Source organism: Paracoccus versutus, from assembly GCF_029909795.1.
In the GTDB taxonomy this organism is placed as follows: domain Bacteria; phylum Pseudomonadota; class Alphaproteobacteria; order Rhodobacterales; family Rhodobacteraceae; genus Paracoccus; species Paracoccus versutus.
Genome location: NZ_CP038197.1, coordinates 1,860,408 through 1,876,921, shown reverse-complemented (window position 1 = coordinate 1,876,921; position 16,514 = coordinate 1,860,408). Strand labels below are relative to the sequence as shown.

At 67.9% G+C, this 16,514-nt stretch carries 16 protein-coding genes; 8 read left to right on the top strand and 8 right to left on the bottom strand.

The annotated features are described in order from the left end of the window. The first annotated feature begins 2 nt into the window (after positions 1–2). The 7 genes from mmsA to E3U25_RS20555 are packed head-to-tail and all read left to right on the top strand — an operon-like array spanning position 3 to position 6,898. Positions 3–1,577 carry a multiple monosaccharide ABC transporter ATP-binding protein gene (gene mmsA, locus E3U25_RS20585; protein ID WP_116223185.1) on the top strand — a complete coding sequence of 525 codons (1,575 nt, stop codon included), beginning with the start codon at positions 3–5 and terminating at the stop codon, positions 1,575–1,577. Further along, the gene (gene mmsB / locus E3U25_RS20580; RefSeq protein WP_116223186.1) at positions 1,570–2,754 is read left to right on the top strand and encodes a multiple monosaccharide ABC transporter permease; all 1,185 of its coding nucleotides are present in this window, start codon (positions 1,570–1,572) and stop codon (positions 2,752–2,754) included. Before mmsA ends, mmsB begins: the two co-directional genes overlap by 8 nt. Further along, positions 2,751–3,683, top strand: a complete 933-nt coding sequence (locus E3U25_RS20575) for a 2-dehydro-3-deoxygalactonokinase (protein WP_244295378.1) — start codon at positions 2,751–2,753, stop codon at positions 3,681–3,683. Before mmsB ends, E3U25_RS20575 begins: the two co-directional genes overlap by 4 nt. Then, the gene (locus E3U25_RS20570; protein WP_116223187.1) at positions 3,680–4,282 is read left to right on the top strand and encodes a 2-dehydro-3-deoxy-6-phosphogalactonate aldolase; all 603 of its coding nucleotides are present in this window, start codon (positions 3,680–3,682) and stop codon (positions 4,280–4,282) included. The genes E3U25_RS20575 and E3U25_RS20570 overlap by 4 nt, the downstream gene beginning before the upstream one ends. After that, positions 4,279–5,124 carry an SMP-30/gluconolactonase/LRE family protein gene (locus tag E3U25_RS20565; protein ID WP_116223188.1) on the top strand — a complete coding sequence of 282 codons (846 nt, stop codon included), beginning with the start codon at positions 4,279–4,281 and terminating at the stop codon, positions 5,122–5,124. Before E3U25_RS20570 ends, E3U25_RS20565 begins: the two co-directional genes overlap by 4 nt. Continuing rightward, positions 5,121–6,131: an aldose epimerase family protein gene (locus tag E3U25_RS20560; protein ID WP_233253487.1), complete on the top strand. Its 1,011-nt coding sequence runs from the start codon at positions 5,121–5,123 to the stop codon at positions 6,129–6,131. Before E3U25_RS20565 ends, E3U25_RS20560 begins: the two co-directional genes overlap by 4 nt. A 44-nt stretch (positions 6,132–6,175) precedes the next feature. Continuing rightward, a complete protein-coding gene (locus E3U25_RS20555; protein WP_036758671.1) occupies positions 6,176–6,898 on the top strand; it encodes a GntR family transcriptional regulator in 723 nt (240 codons plus the stop codon). A 115-nt stretch (positions 6,899–7,013) separates the two neighbouring features. Here E3U25_RS20555 and E3U25_RS20550 read toward each other — a convergent pair whose 3' ends face one another. From E3U25_RS20550 to E3U25_RS20540, 3 genes are all read right to left on the bottom strand, one after another. Beyond that, the gene (locus E3U25_RS20550; protein ID WP_116223189.1) at positions 7,014–7,859 is read right to left on the bottom strand and encodes an ureidoglycolate lyase; all 846 of its coding nucleotides are present in this window, start codon (positions 7,857–7,859) and stop codon (positions 7,014–7,016) included. A gap of 29 nt (positions 7,860–7,888) precedes the next feature. Further along, on the bottom strand, positions 7,889–8,626 hold the full coding sequence (locus tag E3U25_RS20545; RefSeq protein WP_036758666.1) for an SDR family oxidoreductase: 738 nt from the start codon (positions 8,624–8,626) through the stop codon (positions 7,889–7,891). Between the two features lie 87 nt (positions 8,627–8,713). Next, complete coding sequence (locus E3U25_RS20540; RefSeq protein ID WP_116223190.1) at positions 8,714–10,165, bottom strand: aldehyde dehydrogenase family protein; 1,452 nt, start codon at positions 10,163–10,165, stop codon at positions 8,714–8,716. A gap of 161 nt (positions 10,166–10,326) precedes the next feature. Here E3U25_RS20540 and E3U25_RS20535 point away from each other — a divergent pair, with 161 nt between their 5' ends. After that, positions 10,327–10,983 (top strand): peroxiredoxin, encoded by a 657-nt coding sequence (locus E3U25_RS20535; RefSeq protein WP_116223191.1) that lies wholly within the window; start codon positions 10,327–10,329, stop codon positions 10,981–10,983. 33 nt (positions 10,984–11,016) lie between these two features. Here the strand turns inward: E3U25_RS20535 and E3U25_RS20530 are convergent, their stop codons facing one another. The 5 genes from E3U25_RS20530 to pnp all read right to left on the bottom strand — a co-directional run bounded on the left by E3U25_RS20530 (position 11,017) and on the right by pnp (position 16,444). Further along, positions 11,017–11,781 carry a glycosyltransferase family 25 protein gene (locus tag E3U25_RS20530; RefSeq protein WP_116223192.1) on the bottom strand — a complete coding sequence of 255 codons (765 nt, stop codon included), beginning with the start codon at positions 11,779–11,781 and terminating at the stop codon, positions 11,017–11,019. A 44-nt stretch (positions 11,782–11,825) separates the two neighbouring features. Further along, on the bottom strand, positions 11,826–12,572 hold the full coding sequence (locus E3U25_RS20525) for a hypothetical protein (protein WP_233253488.1): 747 nt from the start codon (positions 12,570–12,572) through the stop codon (positions 11,826–11,828). 4 nt (positions 12,573–12,576) lie between these two features. Then, a complete protein-coding gene (locus E3U25_RS20520) occupies positions 12,577–13,473 on the bottom strand; it encodes a hypothetical protein (protein WP_116223194.1) in 897 nt (298 codons plus the stop codon). Position 13,474: 1 nt separating this feature from the next. After that, complete coding sequence (locus tag E3U25_RS20515) at positions 13,475–14,221, bottom strand: glycosyltransferase family 25 protein (protein WP_166435619.1); 747 nt, start codon at positions 14,219–14,221, stop codon at positions 13,475–13,477. Between the two features lie 78 nt (positions 14,222–14,299). Next, positions 14,300–16,444, bottom strand: coding sequence for a polyribonucleotide nucleotidyltransferase (gene pnp, locus E3U25_RS20510; protein WP_036758720.1), 2,145 nt, complete (start codon positions 16,442–16,444; stop codon positions 14,300–14,302). Positions 16,445–16,514 lie beyond the last annotated feature (70 nt).

Sequence of the window (16,514 nt, the reverse complement as noted above, 5' to 3'; positions counted from 1 at the left end):
CCATGGACGCGATTCTGGAAATGCGGGGGATCACCAAGGAATTTCCCGGCGTGAAGGCCCTGGACGACGTCAACATGACCGTCCGGCGCGGCGAGATCCGCGCGCTGGTCGGCGAGAACGGCGCCGGCAAATCCACGCTGATGAAGGTGCTGTCGGGCGTCTATCCGCATGGCAGCTATCAGGGCGAGATCCTCTATGGCGGCCGGCCGATGGCATTTCGCGACATCAAGGACAGCGAGGCGCAGGGCATCGTCATCATCCACCAGGAACTGGCGCTGGTGCCGCAGATGTCGATCGCCGAGAACATCTTCCTGGGCAACGAGATCGCCCAGCGCGGCGTCATCGACCGGCGCGAGACCAACCGCCGCACCGCCGAGCTGCTGGCGCAGGTCGGCCTGCGCGAAAGCCCGGAAACCAAGGTCGGCGGCCTGGGCATGGGCAAGCAGCAGCTGATCGAGATCGCCAAGGCGCTGTCGAAAAAGGTCGACCTGCTGATCCTGGACGAGCCGACCTCGTCGCTGAACGAGAACGACAGCGACGCGCTGCTGCGCCTGCTTGCCAGTTTCCGCGACCGGGGCATGACGGCGATCCTGATCTCGCACAAGCTCAACGAGATCAGCCAGGTCTGCGACAGCATCACCGTGCTGCGCGACGGCGCGACGGTGGCGCATCACGGCGGCATGGTCGAGGAATCGCGCATCATCCGCGACATGGTCGGCCGCTCGATGAACGACCGCTATCCGCCGCGCCAGCCGAAGGTCGGCGAGGTGGTGATGCAGGTCAGGGACTGGACCGTCGCCGATCCCGCGCGCGAAGGCCGCCTGCTGGTCAAGGGCGCCGGTTTCGAGCTGCGGCGCGGCGAGGTTCTGGGCATCGCCGGGCTGATGGGCGCGGGCCGCACCGAACTGGCGATGAGCCTGTTCGGCCGCTCGATGGGCGAGTGGAAATCGGGCGCGGTCACGCTGCACGGCAAGCCGGCCGACCTGTCCACCGTGCCGCGCGCGATCCGCGCCGGGCTGGCCTATGTGACCGAGGACCGCAAGTCGCTGGGCCTGGTGCTGGACGACACCATCCGCCGCAACATCCCGCTGGCGAACCTGGCCGGCATCTCGGTCCGCGGCGTGGTGGACCGCCAGCGCGAGGGGGCGGTGGCGCGCGACTATCGGAGCCGCATCAACATCCGCTCGCCCTCGGTCGAAAGCCGGGCGGTGAACCTGTCGGGCGGCAACCAGCAAAAGGTGGTGCTGGCGAAATGGCTGTTCGCCGAGCCCGAGATCCTGATCCTGGACGAGCCGACGCGCGGCATCGACGTGGGCGCGAAATATGAAATCTACACCATCATCCGCGACCTTGCCGCCGCCGGAAAATCGATCATCGTCATCTCGTCGGAAATGCCCGAGCTGCTGGGCATCACCGACCGCATCCTGGTCATGAACGAGGGCCGGCTGGTGGGCGAGATGCCGACGGCCGAGGCCACGCAGGAACGCATCATGCAGGTCATCATCCGCTCGGGCCACGACCTGACCGACGAAACCGTCACCCCCGAGGAAATCGAGGCAGAGGCCGCCCATGTCTGACACGACCACCGAACGCCGCGGCGACACCTTCGGCTTCATCCGCCGCAACATCCGCGAATACGGCATCCTCTTTGCGCTGATCGTCATCATGGCCTTCTTCCAGGTGGTGACGGGCGGCATCCTGTTCCGGCCGGTGAACCTGACCAACCTGTTCCTGCAAAACAGCCATATCGTCATCATGGCGGTCGGCATGCTGCTGGTCATCGTCGCCGGCCATATCGACCTGTCCGTCGGCTCGGTCGCGGCCTTCGTCGGCGCGCTTTCGGCGCTGATGATCGTCCGGCTGGACCTGCCGATCCCGGTCGTCGTGGTGCTGAGCCTGGCCGCCGGCGCGGTAATCGGCGGCATCCAGGGCTATTGGATCGCCTATTGGAAGATCCCCAGCTTCATCGTCACCCTGGCGGGGATGCTGGTGTTCCGCGGCCTGACCATGTGGATCCTGCAAGGCCAGTCGATCGGCCCCTTCCCGCGCGAATTCCAGATGATCGCCTCGGGCTTCATCCCGGACCTCTTCGGCCCCGACAAGCCCAACACACTGTCTCTGATCCTGGGCTGGGGCGCGGCGCTGGCGATCCTGTGGCTGCAGATCCGCGGCCGCAAGCGGGAAGAGGCGGTGGGTATCGTGGACGAGCCCTTCGCCTTCTTCGCCGCCAAGAACGCGCTGATCTTCCTGGCGCTGGTCTGGATGACCTGGGTGCTGGCGAATTTCCGCGGCCTGCCGAATGTCTTCATGGTCATGGCGATTCTGGTCGCGCTTTACGCCTTCGTGTCCGAGCGCACCACCATCGGCCGGCGCATCTATGCCATCGGCGGCAATGCCAAGGCGGCCAAGCTTTCGGGCATCAATGCCGAGCGGGTGGTGTTCCTGACCTTCATGAACATGGGGATGCTGGCGGCGCTGGCCGGGATCGTGGTCTCGGCCCGGCTGAACTCGGCCACGCCCAAGGCCGGCGTGGGGTTCGAACTCGACGTGATCGCGGCGGTGTTCATCGGCGGCGCCTCGATGGCGGGCGGGGTCGGCACGGTGATCGGCGCAGTGGTCGGCGCCTTCATCATGGGAGTGATGAACAACGGCATGTCGATCCTGGGCATCGGCATCGACTACCAGCAGGTCATCAAGGGGCTGGTGCTGATGGCCGCGGTGATCTTCGACGTCTCGAACAAGAGCAAGGCGTGACGCCTGAACCAACCGCCGATGCCCCGACCGCCCCCGGCTGGATCGCCGTCGACTGGGGCACCACAAGGCTGCGCGCCTGGGCCATGCGCGGCGCGCGGCCGGTGGACGCCCGCGCCTCGGACCGCGGCATGGGCAGGCTGGCCCCGGCCGGGTTCGAGCCGGCGCTGCTCGACCTGATCGGCGACTGGCTGTCCGCGGCCGGCCGGATGCGCGTCATCGCCTGCGGCATGGCCGGCGCCCGCGGCGGCTGGGCCGAGGCCGAATACCGCGCCGTCCCCTGCCCGCCCATCGACCCGCGCCGCGCCATCCGCGCCCCCGCCCGCGACCCGCGGCTGGATGTCCGCATCCTGCCCGGCCTGTCGCAGGCCGAGCCCCCCGACGTCATGCGCGGCGAGGAAACCCAGATCGCCGGTTTCCTGGCCGAGAACCCCGGTTTCGACGGCGCGCTCTGCCTGCCCGGCACGCATAGCAAATGGGTGCGCCTGTCGCAGGGCCGGGTCGAGCGTTTCCGCAGCTTCATGACCGGCGAGGTCTTTTCGCTGCTTGCCGGCCAGTCGGTGCTGCGGCTGACCATCGACGCGGCCCGCCCCGACCCTGCGGCCCTTGCCGAAGCCGGGGCCGAGGCGCTGGCCGATCCCCGTGCCGCGCAATCCGGGCTGTTTCCCCTGCGCGCCGCCGCCCTGCTGCAGGGGCTGGCGCCGGCTCAGGCGGCCGGTCGCCTTTCGGGCCTGCTGATCGGCGCCGAACTGGCCGCCGCGCGCGACTTCTGGCAGGACGGCCCGACCGCGATCATCGGCGCGCCCGACCTGGCGCGGCTTTACGAAACCCTGCTGCTGGCGGCCGGCGCGCAGGCATGCCACAAGGACGGCACGGCGCTGGTCCTGGCCGGCCTTGCCGCCGCCAGCCTCGATTTGCCGGAGGACACATGACCCTGCCCATCATCGCCATCCTGCGCGGCCTGACCCCGGCCGAGGCCCTGCCCGTCGCCCGCGCCCTGGTCGATGCCGGCATCGACCGCATCGAGGTGCCGCTGAACTCGCCCGACCCGCTGGAAAGCATCCGGCTGATGACAGGGGGGCTGGCCGGGCAGGCGACCATCGGCGCCGGAACCGTGCTGACGGTGGATGAGGTCGCGCAGGTGGCCGATGCCGGCGGGCGGATGATCGTCTCGCCCAATGCCGATCCGGCGGTGATCGGCGCGACGCGGGCGCGCGGCCTGCAATCCTGGCCCGGCGTCTTCACCGCCACCGAATGCTTCGCCGCCATCGCCGCGGGCGCGACCGGGCTGAAGCTGTTTCCCGCCGACCAGGCCGGCACCGGCACGCTCAGGGCGCTGCGCGCGGTGCTGCCGCGCGACATGCCGGTCTATGCCGTGGGCGGCGCCGGCCCGGCGAATTTCGCCGAATGGCTGGATGCCGGGGCGCAGGGCTTCGGCATCGGCAGCGCGCTCTATCGCCCCGGCGACGGGGCCGAGACGGTCGCGGCCCGCGCGCGCGACATCGTGGCGGCGCTGCGGGCCTGCGCATGAACGCGCGGGTCTTCGACCCCCGCATCTGCGAACTGGGCGAAGGCGCCTTCTGGCATCCCGAACGCGCCCAGCCCTTCTGGTTCGACATCCTCGGCCGCCGGCTTTTGTCGCGGCTGGACGACGGGACCGAGCTGGAATGGCGCTTCGAAGAGATGGTCTCGGCCGCGGGCTGGATCGACCGCGACCGCCTGCTGATCGCCAGCGAAACCGGGCTGATCCGCTTCGACCTGCGCGACGGCCGCCAGGAACGGCTGGCCGCGCTGGAAGCCGACCGGCCCGGCAACCGCTCGAACGACGGGCGGGCCGATGCTTTCGGCGGTTTCTGGATCGGCACGATGGAACGCGACGGAAGGGCTGGAAAGGGGGCGATTTATCGCTATCTTGACGGAGAGTTGCGCCTGCTGCGGGGGAACATGTCCATCCCGAATGCGATCTGCTTTTCTCCCGACGGTCGCCTGGCCTATTTCGCCGACACCGCCGCCCAGACCGTCTGGTCGCAAGACCTGGACGCGCGCGGCTGGCCCTGCGCCGAGGCCCGCGTCTTCCTGGACCTGGCCGGGACCGACCAGTTCCCCGACGGCGCCGTCACCGACGCGCAGGGGCGGTTCTGGAACGCGCGCTGGGGCAGCGGCGCGGTCGCCTGCCATGCGCCGGACGGCCGCCTGCTGCGCCGCCTGTCCTTGCCCGCCAGCCAGCCCAGCTGCCCGGCCTTCGGCGGCCCCGGCCTTGCGCAGCTGATCGTGACCAGCGCCGCCGAGGGCCGGCACGGGCCGCAGGACGGCCGGACCTGGCTGCTGGATCCCGACGCCCAGGGCCGGCCGGAACCGCGGGTCCGGGCATGATGCCACGCACATTCGGCCTGCTGCCGGACGGCCGGCCGGTGATGCAGGCGACGATCTCGGGCCATGGGCTGACGGCCTCGGTCATCACGCTGGGTGCCTCGCTCCAGGATCTGCGGCTGGCCGGGATCGGGCATCCGCTGGTGCTGGGCTTTCCGCGGCTCGCGCCCTATCTGGACGAGGGCCGCTATTTCGGCGCGGTGATCGGGCGCTATGCCAACCGCATCGCCCATGGCCGCGCGGCGCTGGACGGGCAAAGGCTGCAGCTGGACCGCAACCAGGACGGCCGCCACATGCTGCACGGCGGCCACGACGGCTGCGGCACGCGCAACTGGATGCTGGCCGACTGGGACGAAAGCTCGGTGGCGCTGGCCGATCACCTGCCCGCGGGCCACATGGGCTTTCCCGGCGCCATGCTGATCCGCGCGACCTGGTCCATCCTGCCCGGCCCGGTCCTGATGCTGACCATCCTGGCCACCTCGGACGACACCACCTTCTGCAACTTCGCCCAGCACAGCTATTTCAACCTGGATGGCACCGATACCGTGGCCGGCCACCGGCTGACCGTCCCGGCCGAAACCTACCTGCCGGTGGACGAGGACATGATCCCACTGGGCGCGCCCGCGGCGGTCCAGGGCACGCATCTGGATTTCCGCAATCCCGTCACCCTGGCCGAGCGGCTCAAGGGGCCGCGCATCGACCACAACCTCTGCCTTTCGGACCGGCGCCGCATCGTGCCGCGCAAGGCGGCGGTGCTCCAGGCGGGCGGGCTGATGATGACCCTGCGCTCGACCGAGCCGGGGCTGCAAGTCTATGCCGGCGAACACCTGGCGCCCGGCGCGCCCGGCCTTGGCGGCCGGCCCTATGGCCGCCATGCCGGCATCGCGCTGGAATCGCAGCTCTGGCCGGACGCGCCCAACCATGCCGGCTATCCCTCGGCGCGGCTGGAGGCGGGGCAGCTCTACCGCCAGACCACGGTGATGAGCTTTCACCGCAGCCCCAAAGGTTGACGCAAGGTCCGGTCCCGAACTAATGCGGGTTCCAGGGAGGATTCATGGACCCCGCATCGACCGAAACCCTTTCCGCCACGGGGGGCCCGCCGCCCTTCGCGGCGCAATTGCACGCCCGCCTGCGCCAGCGCATCATCCGCGGCGAGCTGCCGCCCGGCACGCGCCTCTCCGAACAGGAGATCGCCGACCAATGCGCCCTGTCGCGCCAGCCTGTGCGCGAGGCCTTCATCCGCCTCGCCGGCGAGGGCCTGCTCGAGGTGCGGCCGCAGCGCGGCACCTTCGTCACCCGCATCGACATGGAATGGGTGCTGTGTACGCGCTTCATCCGCGAATCGGTCGAGGCCGACACCGTCCGCCTGGCCGCCGCCTGCGCCCCGCCCCAGGATTGCGAGGCCCTGTTCGCCCAGATCGCCCGGCAAGAGGCCGAGGCCGACCCCACCGCGCTGGCCCAGCTGGACGAGGAATTCCACGCCACCCTGGCCGCGATCGCCGGCAAGGCAAGGGTCTGGAGCCACCTGCAGCAGATGAAGATGCATCTCGACCGCGCCCGCCACCTGCTGACGGCGATGACGCCCAAGGACACCATGCTGGCCCAGCACCGCGCCGTGGCCGAGGCCATCGCCGCCCGCGACCCCGACCGGGCCGAGGCCGCCATCCGCCAGCACCTGCGCCGCGTGCTGCTGGACCTGCCCGGCGTGCTGCGGCTGTCGCCCGACTATTTCACCAAGACCGACACGCTGGCGGAAACCCTGGCCGCCGAAAGCTGACGGCCTTCTTCGTTCTCCAAATACCCATTGCGACCGCGCCGCCGGCCGCTGCCTTGCCAGCTTCCGCGCAGCCTCTCCGCTTCACCGTTTCCGAAATACGCGCCCACCCGCGCGGTCAATCGCGGCAGCGCACCCTCTGGCGCTGCTCGCCCAGGCCCTCGATGCCCAGCCGCATGACCTCGCCCCCGCGCAAGAACACCGGCGGCGTCGCGCCCATGCCGACTCCCGGCGGCGTGCCCGTCGTGATCACATCCCCCGGCATCAGCGTCATCAGCCGCGAGCAATAGGCGACGATCTCGGCCACGCCGAAGATCATCGTCGCGGTCGAGCCCTGCTGGCGGCGCAGCCCATCCACCTCCAGCCACAGCTCCAGCGCCTGCGGGTCGGGCACCTCGTCGCGCGTCACCAGCCAGGGGCCGATCGGGCCGAAGGTATCGAAGCCCTTGCCCTTGTCCCAGGTGCCGCCGCGCTCGGCCTGCCATTCGCGCTCGCTCACGTCGTTGACCACGCAATAGCCGGCGACATGGTCCAGTGCCGCCGTCTCGGAAACATGGCTCGCGCGCGAACCGATGACCACGCCCAGCTCGACCTCCCAATCGGTCTTCTGCGCGCCGGGCGGGATCACCACGTCGTCGTCCGGGCCGATGATGCAGCTGGTCCATTTGTTGAACACCACCGGCTCGGCCGGCACCGGCAGCCCGGCCTCGGCGGCGTGGTCGGCATAGTTCAGCCCGATGGCGACGAATTTCGGCACCTGGCCCACGCAGGGCCCCAGCCGCGGCTGGCCCGAGACGATGGGCAGCCCGTCCAGGTCCAGCGCCGCGATCCCGGCCAGCCCCTCGGGCCCCAGCACCGCGCCGGCGATGTCGGCGACATGGGCCGACAGGTCGCGGATGCGGCCTTCGGCGTCCAGAAGCCCCGGCTTTTCCCGGCCCGGCGGGCCATAGCGCAGCAGTTTCATCCCTGATCCTTTCGCTTGTCCGGGCCCGTTCAGCCGCGCCCGACAAAGGGCATGTTCGTCGCCATCACCGTCATGTGCAGCACATTGGCGCCCTCGGGCAGGCTGGCCATGTGCAGCACCGCCTCGGCCACGTTCGCGGCGTCCATCACCGGCTCGGGCCGGATCGAGCCGTCGGCCTGCGGCGCGCCCTGCGTCGCCACGGCGGCAATCATCTCGGTCGCAGCATTGCCGGCGTCGATCTGGCCGCAGGCGATGCCGAACGGCCGCCCGTCCAGCGCCAGCGTCCGCGTCAGCCCCGTCACCGCGTGTTTCGAGACCGTATAGGGCACCGAGCCGGGGCGCGGCGCCTCGGCCGCGATCGAGCCGTTGTTGATGATCCGCCCGCCCATCGGCTGCTGCCGCCGCATCTGCCGGAAAGCGGCGCGGGCGCACAGGAACATGCCGTCGATGTTCACCCGCGCCACGCCCTGCCACTCCTCCCAGGAAATCTCGTCGATCAGCCGCGAGATCAGGATGGCGCCGGCATTGTTGAACAGCACGTCCAGCCGCCCCCATTGCGCCACCGCGCGGGCAAAGGCGGCATCGACCGCCTCGGGCACCGTCACGTCGCAGGGCAGGACCAGCGCCTGCGGATGGCCGTCCGCGGTCTCGGCCAGGGCCGCCTCGCGCCGGCCGATCAGCCCGACGCGCCAGCCGGCGTCAAGAAACCGCCGCGCGGTCAGCCGGCCGATGCCGCTGCCGCCGCCGGTGATCAGGATGGTCTTCATCTGTCGCGCCCCCTCGGCTTTCGCGGCGCGGATGCTAGCGGCACGGCCCCGCAAGGAAAAGGGCCGCCCGCCAGGCGGCCCCGCACGTCAGGCATCGGGATCCCAGCCGCTGATCTGCTTGCTGTCCATGAACTCCTCCAGCCCCCAGACGCCGCCCTCGCGCGCCCGGCCCGAGGCCTTGACGCCGCCGAAGGCCGAGCCCCTGCCCCGGCCCTGCCCGTTCATCTCGACCATACCGGCGCGCAGCTGCCGCGCCAGCCGGTTGCGCCGTGCGCCGTCGCTGGTCTGCACATAGTTGGTCAGGCCATAGATCGTGTCGTTGGCGATCGCGACCGCCTCTTGCTCGCTGTCGAAGGGGATGATCGACAGCACCGGGCCAAAGATCTCCTGCCGGGCGATGGTCATGTCGTTGGTCACGTCGGCAAAGACCGTCGGGCGCACGAAATAGCCGCGATTGACGCCCTCGGGCAGGCCGGGGCCGCCGGCGACCAGGCGCGCGCCCTCGTCGATGCCCTTCTGGATCAGGTCCTGGATCTTGTCCCATTGCTGCTTGCTGACCACGGGGCCGATATGGCGCCCCGGCTGGTGGGCCGTCGCCACCGCGGTCTCCTCGGCCACCTTGCGGGCCTGCTCGACCGCGGTTTCGTAAAAGGACCGCTCGACCAGCATCCGCGTCGGCGCGTTGCAGGACTGGCCGCTGTTGTAGAAGCAATGCCGCGCCCCGCGCGTCACCGCCTTGTCGTCGGCATCGGCAAAGACCAGGTTGGCGCCCTTGCCGCCCAGTTCCAGCGCCACCTTCTTCAGCGTATCGGCAGCCGCCTTGGTGATGGCGATGCCGGCGCGGGTCGAGCCGGTAAAGCTGATCATGTCCACGTCGGGATGCACCGAAAGCTGCGAGCCCACGCCCGCGCCGTCGCCGTTCACCATGTTGTAGACCCCCGGCGGCAGCCCGGCCTCGTCCACGATCTCGGTAAAGACGACCGAGGACAGCGGCGCGATCTCGCTGGGCTTCAGCACCACGGTATCGCCGGCCAGCAGCGCCGGGATCACCTTCAGCGTGACCTGGTTCATCGGCCAGTTCCAGGGCGTGATCAGCCCGACCACGCCGACCGGCTCCCATGCCACCATGCTGGTCGGCGTGTCGGGGCGCAGCGGCCGGATGAACTCGAAATCCCGGAACGCCTCGATGAAGGTCTCGATGTGATAGCTGCCCGCCGCGGCCTGGTCGTTCAGCGACATGTCCTGCGGCGCGCCCATCTCGGCACTGATGGCGGCGGCCATGTCGGGCGCGCGGCGCTTGTAGATTTCCAGGATCTTCTCGACATGGGCCAGTCGCTGGGCCGGGGGCGTCGCCGCCCAGGCCGGGAAGGCCGCCTTGGCCGCGGCCACCGCCGCATCGGTGTCGGCCTGGCCGCCCAGGCTGATCACCGCCACCGCCTCCTCGGTCGAGGGGTCGATCACCTCCAGGTCGTTGGGCGCGCGCGGCGCAACCCATTCGCCGCCTATGTAGAATTTCCGCTTGTCGGCAAGTCCGCTCATGAGAGCCTCCCTTGATCTGCGATTGGCCCGCAGACTGGCACCCGCAAGACCGGGCTGCAAGCCGCAGCGGCCCTGCGAATTATCACGACTGAACAGATCGAGTTGGACAATCCGCCGCAGATGCCTATCTTGTCGCCGAAGGCCAACCGAAAGGATCTGCAATGTCCCTGCGCATCAACGACACCGCCCCGGATTTCACCGCCAATTCGACCGAGGGCCAGATCAGTTTCCACAACTGGATCGGTGACAGCTATGCGGTTCTTTTCTCGCATCCGCGCGATTTCACCCCGGTCTGCACCACGGAATTCGGCGTGGTGGCGCAGCTGGTGCCCGAGTTCGAGAAGCGCGGCACCAAGGTTCTGGGCGTCTCGGTCGATTCGGCCGAGGACCACGGCAAATGGAAGGCCGACATCGAGAAGGTCGCAGGCGTCCCGGCGAATTTCGCCATCATCGACGACACCGAACTGACGGTGGCCAAGGCCTATGACATGCTGCCGGCCGATTACTACCTGCCGGCCGAGGGCCGCACGCCGCAGCATTCGGCCACGGTGCGCACGGTCTTCATCATCGGGCCGGACAAGAAGGTGCGGCTGACGATGACCTATCCGATGTCGGTCGGCCGCAACTTCGCCGAGATCATCCGCGCGCTGGACGCGGTGCAAAAGACCGACGGCGTGCCGCTGGCCACCCCGGCGAACTGGGAACCGGGCCAGGACGTGATCGTGGCGCTGGCGCTGGACGACGCGGCGGCCGAGGCGAAATACGGCCAGCTGAACAAGGCGCTGCCCTATCTGCGCTTTGCCAAGGATCCGGCCTGATCCTGCAAGGCCGCGGCACCGCCCGCGGCCTTTCTACCGGCGTGCCAGCCGCCGCTTGTGGCGCCACGCGATCAGCTTGTTGACGATCTGCCGGCGCTGCTTGATCAATCCGTAAAGCGGGTGCCGCCCGCCTGCCGACCGCTTGCCCTTGCCGTCTTCGATCTGGCTTTCCACGCCGGTCGTCGTGACCAGAGGCGGCCAGACCGCCAGCCCCCGGTCGTTGCGGGTCAGCCAGTGGCGGAAATGATTGTCCACGCCCGCCGTGATGCGCCGATGAGTGCGGACAAAGGTTTCGGCCCCCTGCCGCGACCAGAGCAGCGCGGTGGCCGTCATCGGAAAGTAATGGGCGCGGGTCAGCTCATGATGCCGACCCGCAACCTCGAACCCCATGACCGGGGTATAGATCTTGTGCTGTCTGGCGCCGAGATTGATCAGATCCCAGTCGCGATCATGCCGGTCCAGCCAGCCCATGAGGACGCGCATCCCCTCGGCAAAGCCCGGCTGCAGCTGCATGTCATCCTCGAACACCAGGCCATATTCGGCGCCGCTGTCCAGAAAGCGCCGCGCACAGTCGAGATGGCTGAGATAGCAGCCGATCTCGCCCCCGCGCAAAGGCCGGCCCATATAGGCCATCGCCCCAGCGGGATCGTAATCGGGAAATTCCTCGACCCGCAGCGCCCTGCCGTCAAAGGCCGGGACGCGCTCGAAGGGCACGCCCGCCTCGTCCAACTGCCGGGAGGCTGAACGAAGCCGCTCGTCCGAGCCGTCCAGGTTGATGAGATAGGCGGGAAGGCGCATCTATCCGCCCCTCGCGACCAAGCAATCCGACAAGCCAAGGACACTCATGTCTCGTCCTCCCACCAACCGGTGCGGTCGCGGCGGTGCAGCGCCCGGAGCCGGGCAAAAGCCGTATCGTTGACCTGCATCCGATCATAGACCGTCTTGAGGATCATCCCCGCAGAACCAGCGGCGAAGAAGGGCTCCAGCCGCCAATACATGTTGCGCAGCGTATCGTCGGTGCCGACGGTAAAAACCGACATCCCCTCGAAAAGCGGAACCAGTTCGGTCTGGAGTTCTTCGATCCGCTCCGGCAGCGGCGCCGATGTCTCCGCACCGCGGACATAGCGGTCGGATTCACCGATCTTGACGGTATTGGCCAGAAGCGAGGCCATCATCGCGACCGCGCGGGCCTGCGGATCAGGGCCATGGTCGGCAAAGGTATCCGCCGCCGAGATCAGCCAGCGCAGGTTCAGGTGCCGACACAGAAACTCCGCCTCCTGCGCCCAAAGCGCGGTGAATTGGCCGAGACTTTCGGCCAGCCGCACCTCGCGACGGATCAGAACGATCAGCGTGGCGTGATGCAGCAAAAGCTCGGGGCGGCCCGAAAACTCGCAGCGCAGGTTTGCCAGGTGCCGCTCCAGCGACTTATCCGAGCCGCGGGTCTGCACCGGCTCGCCCGCCTGGACGATCCGCTCGCGCATCGCGACCAGGTCGGGGGCGGCCAGGACATGTCGCCGCGCGCCCCAACGCTTGCGATGCTGATTGAGCGAAAAGAAGCGCTCTAGCCGGGATTTCCTGCGCCTGACCATTCGCCTATGTCCGCCGCGAGACGATCGCATCCAGTTGCGGATCGAAACTGAAATCAAGGTTCGCCAGCGCGGCGCGATAGCCAGCGCTCAGGTCGTCGCTTCCAATCTCATCCTTCGGCCGGGCCGAGGCGTTCACATAGGCCTTGAGCCGGCGCGATGCCTGTTTCTGGTCGATGAAGGGCCGGATCTTGCGCCCGAACGGATAATAGAACAGCCTGTCACGCAGATCGCGGATCTTGGGCCGGGGAGTGCGGGACACCCCGCCGTTGAACCATTGGCTCGCCAGCGCCGTTTCGCGAGCGGTGCGGAACCAGGCCAGGCTGAAAAGCACCTGATCCCAGACATTCGGATGCTGGTCGCAAAGCCGCACCCATTCCGCCAGCATCCTGCCCGTCGCCTCGGTGGCGTTAAGGTAAATCAAATAGGAAATATCTTCCCACCCCGCGCGGCGGACGAAAGCCACATCAAAGGGATTGCCCATCAGAAAGCTGGGCGGCCGCAGGATCGCTGCATCCGCGTCGATCCAGCAGACCGGGCGGCCGCTGTCTTGCCAGGCCGCCTGGATCACCCGCGCCTTGAGCCCGGTATTGGCGACCCATGACCCGCGCGACGCCACCGGCTCGATCCGATGGGGCAGGCCGTAGCGGTCCAGCGAGGCGCGCAGATCGGCGGCAAGCGCCTCATATGGCGTATCGGTGGTATAGTAGGAAACGAAAAGCGGCGGCTCGCCCTGGGGGGTTTCGTAAAGCGCGATCTCTTGCGTGAGATCGGCCGTGCAGGCCAGATCGACACCGTCCGGGCGGCGCAGATGGGCAATCACCCTGCCCCGCGGGTCCGCCAGCGCCTCTGGCACCGGCCGGAAGGACAGGCCCGCCCCTGCGATATAATCCGAAGGTGTCATGCTAGGAGTCCACGCGGCGCGCCAGCCTGCGCCGAACAAGCCCGCGGTAATAACTTGCCTTAAGGAAACGGGCCGGATTCCTCTTTTCACAGGGCCGCTGCATCTCCGCAACGGTTCGCTCCTGGGCTAGATGCGAAAGCCCCTGTCCCGGAGGGGCATGATGCACGACACGCGGGGCGACCAACCAAGCTCGCGAATCATACAAGTCCACGGGCCAGTCGGACACGAAACTGACCGGGGTCATCGCCTGCAACAGCTCATGCGCCATGTTTCGGGACAGCGTGTAGCCGGTGCAGCCCGATGCCCGTCGCGTCGGACGATACATCAACCACCGACCGGCTTTCCTGCGTTGCCAGGGCAGCGCGCGGCCGGAATAGTGATACAGCAAGGCCAACGTATCGGTCAAATGGTGCCCCGCACGAATGAAGTCGGGAAAGTCCGGCGTCAGGATTGCATCATCCTCAAGCACGAGCGCCCCATCAAGACCCTCGGCCATGATAATCTCGTAAATACGCCGATGCGACAAGGCGCAGGCAAATTCCGAATCCGTCATCGGCCGTTTCAGTCGATCCTGAGCGGCGTCGCGGTCGATCATCGGCAAGTATTCCGGCGGCAGGCCCCGCCGTCCATCGACCCCGTAGACCAGGCGCCATTGCAAGCCGTTTTCGGCAAGCCGGTCCAACAATGGCTGACGACGCGCCTCGTCGCCTGCCAATGTCAATACGAAGATCGGCCAATTCGTCTGCATCGTTGATATCCCGTCCCGCCGAACATGGAGGAGCCCCGGCATTGCCGAGGCTCCAACAGTCGAATCGCGGCGAAAGCCTCAGCCTTCGGCCGATTCCTCTTTCTTCTCGGTGATCTCTTCACCGGTCTCCTGGTCGACCATCTTCATGCCCAGGCGCACCTTGCCGCGGTCGTCGAAGCCCAGAAGCTTGACCTTGACCTCCTGGCCCTCCTTCAGCACCTCGTTGGGGTGGTTCAGGCGCTTGTTGGCGATCTGGCTGACATGCACCAGCCCGTCGCGCTTGCCGAAGAAGTTCACGAAGGCGCCGAAATCGACCAGCTTCACGACCTTGCCGACATAGACCTTGCCCTCTTCCGGCTCGGCCACGATCGAATAGATCATGTCATAGGCCTTCTTGATCGAATCGGCATTGGCCGAGGCGATCTTGATGGTGCCGTCGTCGCTGATGTCGACTTTCGCACCCGAGGTCTCGACGATCTCGCGGATCACCTTGCCGCCCGAGCCGATCACTTCGCGGATCTTGTCGGTCGGGATGGTCATCGTCTCGATGCGCGGGGCATGGGCGCTGAACTCGCGCCGGCCTTCGGACAGCGCCTTGGACATCTCGGCCAGGATGTGCAGCCGGCCGTCCTTGGCCTGGGCCAGCGCCTGCTCCATGATCTCGGGCGTGATACCCGCGACCTTGATGTCCATTTGCAGGCTGGTGATGCCGTTTTCCGTGCCCGCGACCTTGAAGTCCATGTCGCCCAGGTGGTCCTCGTCGCCCAGGATGTCGGTCAGCACCGCCCAGCGGCCGTCCTCTTCCAGGATCAGGCCCATGGCGACGCCGGCGACCGGCGCCTTCAGCGGCACGCCCGCATCCATCATCGACAGCGAACCGCCGCAGACCGAGGCCATCGAGGACGAGCCGTTCGACTCGGTGATCTCGGAAACCACGCGGATGGTATAGGGGAAGTCGGTCGCGGCCGGCAGAACGGCCTGCAGCGCACGCCAAGCCAGCTTGCCATGGCCGATCTCGCGACGGCCGGGGCTGCCGACGCGGCCCACCTCGCCCACCGAATAGGGCGGGAAGTTGTAGTGCAGCAGGAAGTTCGAGCGGGAATTGCCATGCAGCGCGTCGATGATCTGCTCGTCGTCGCCGGTGCCCAGCGTGGTCACGACCAGCGCCTGCGTCTCGCCGCGGGTGAACAGCGACGAGCCGTGGGTGCGCGGCAGGAAGCCGACTTCGCAGTCGATGGGCCGCACGGTCTTGTTGTCGCGGCCGTCGATGCGCGGGCGGCCGTCGATGATGCCGCCGCGCAGGATGCCCGATTCCAGCTTCTTCAGCGCCGAGCCCAGGTTCGGGTCGAGCCGCTCTTCCTCGGTCAGCCCTTCGAGGATCTTCACCTTCACGGCCTCGATGGTGTCGCGGCGCTCACCCTTGTCGTGGATGGCATAGGCGGCACGCATCTCGGTCTCGCCCAGCGATTTCACGCGGGCGTAAAGCGGGCTGTAATCCGGCGAGGCGAAGGGGAAGGGTTCCTTGGCGGCGGCCTCGGCCAGGTCGATGATCAGGTCGATCACCGGCTGCATCGCCTCGTGGCCGAATTTCACCGCGCCCAGCATCTCGGCCTCGGTCAGCTCATAGGCTTCCGATTCGACCATCATCACCGCGTCGCGGGTGCCGGCGACCACCAGGTCCAGCCGCTGCTCGGGGTTGCCGCGCAGCTGGTCCATGTCCTGCACCTCGGGGTTCAGGACGTATTCGCCATTGGCGAAGCCGACGCGGGCGGCGGCGATCGGGCCCATGAAGGGCACGCCGGAAATCGTCAGCGCGGCCGAGGCGGCGATCATGGCGACGATGTCGGGATCGTTGACCAGATCGTGGCTCAGCACCGTGCACATCACCAGCACTTCATGCTTGAAGCCGGGGGCGAACAGCGGGCGGATCGGACGGTCGATCAGGCGCGCGGTCAGGGTTTCCTTTTCCGAAGGCCGGGCCTCGCGCTTGAAGAAACCGCCGGGGATCTTGCCGGCGGCATAGTATTTTTCCTGGTAATGCACCGTCAGGGGAAAGAAGTCCTGGCCGGGCTTGGGTTCTTTCGCGAAAGTGACGTTGGCCATCACGCTGGTCTCGCCCAGGGTGGCGATGACCGAGCCGTCGGCCTGGCGGGCAACCTTGCCCGTTTCCAGCGTGAGCGTTTCCTGGCCCCACTGGATGGATTTCTTCACTTCATCAAACATCTGGTTTCCTCTGGCGACGCGCCGGCCCTTCCGGTCGCGTCCCGTGTCAAATGGCGGCCCCATTGCCGCC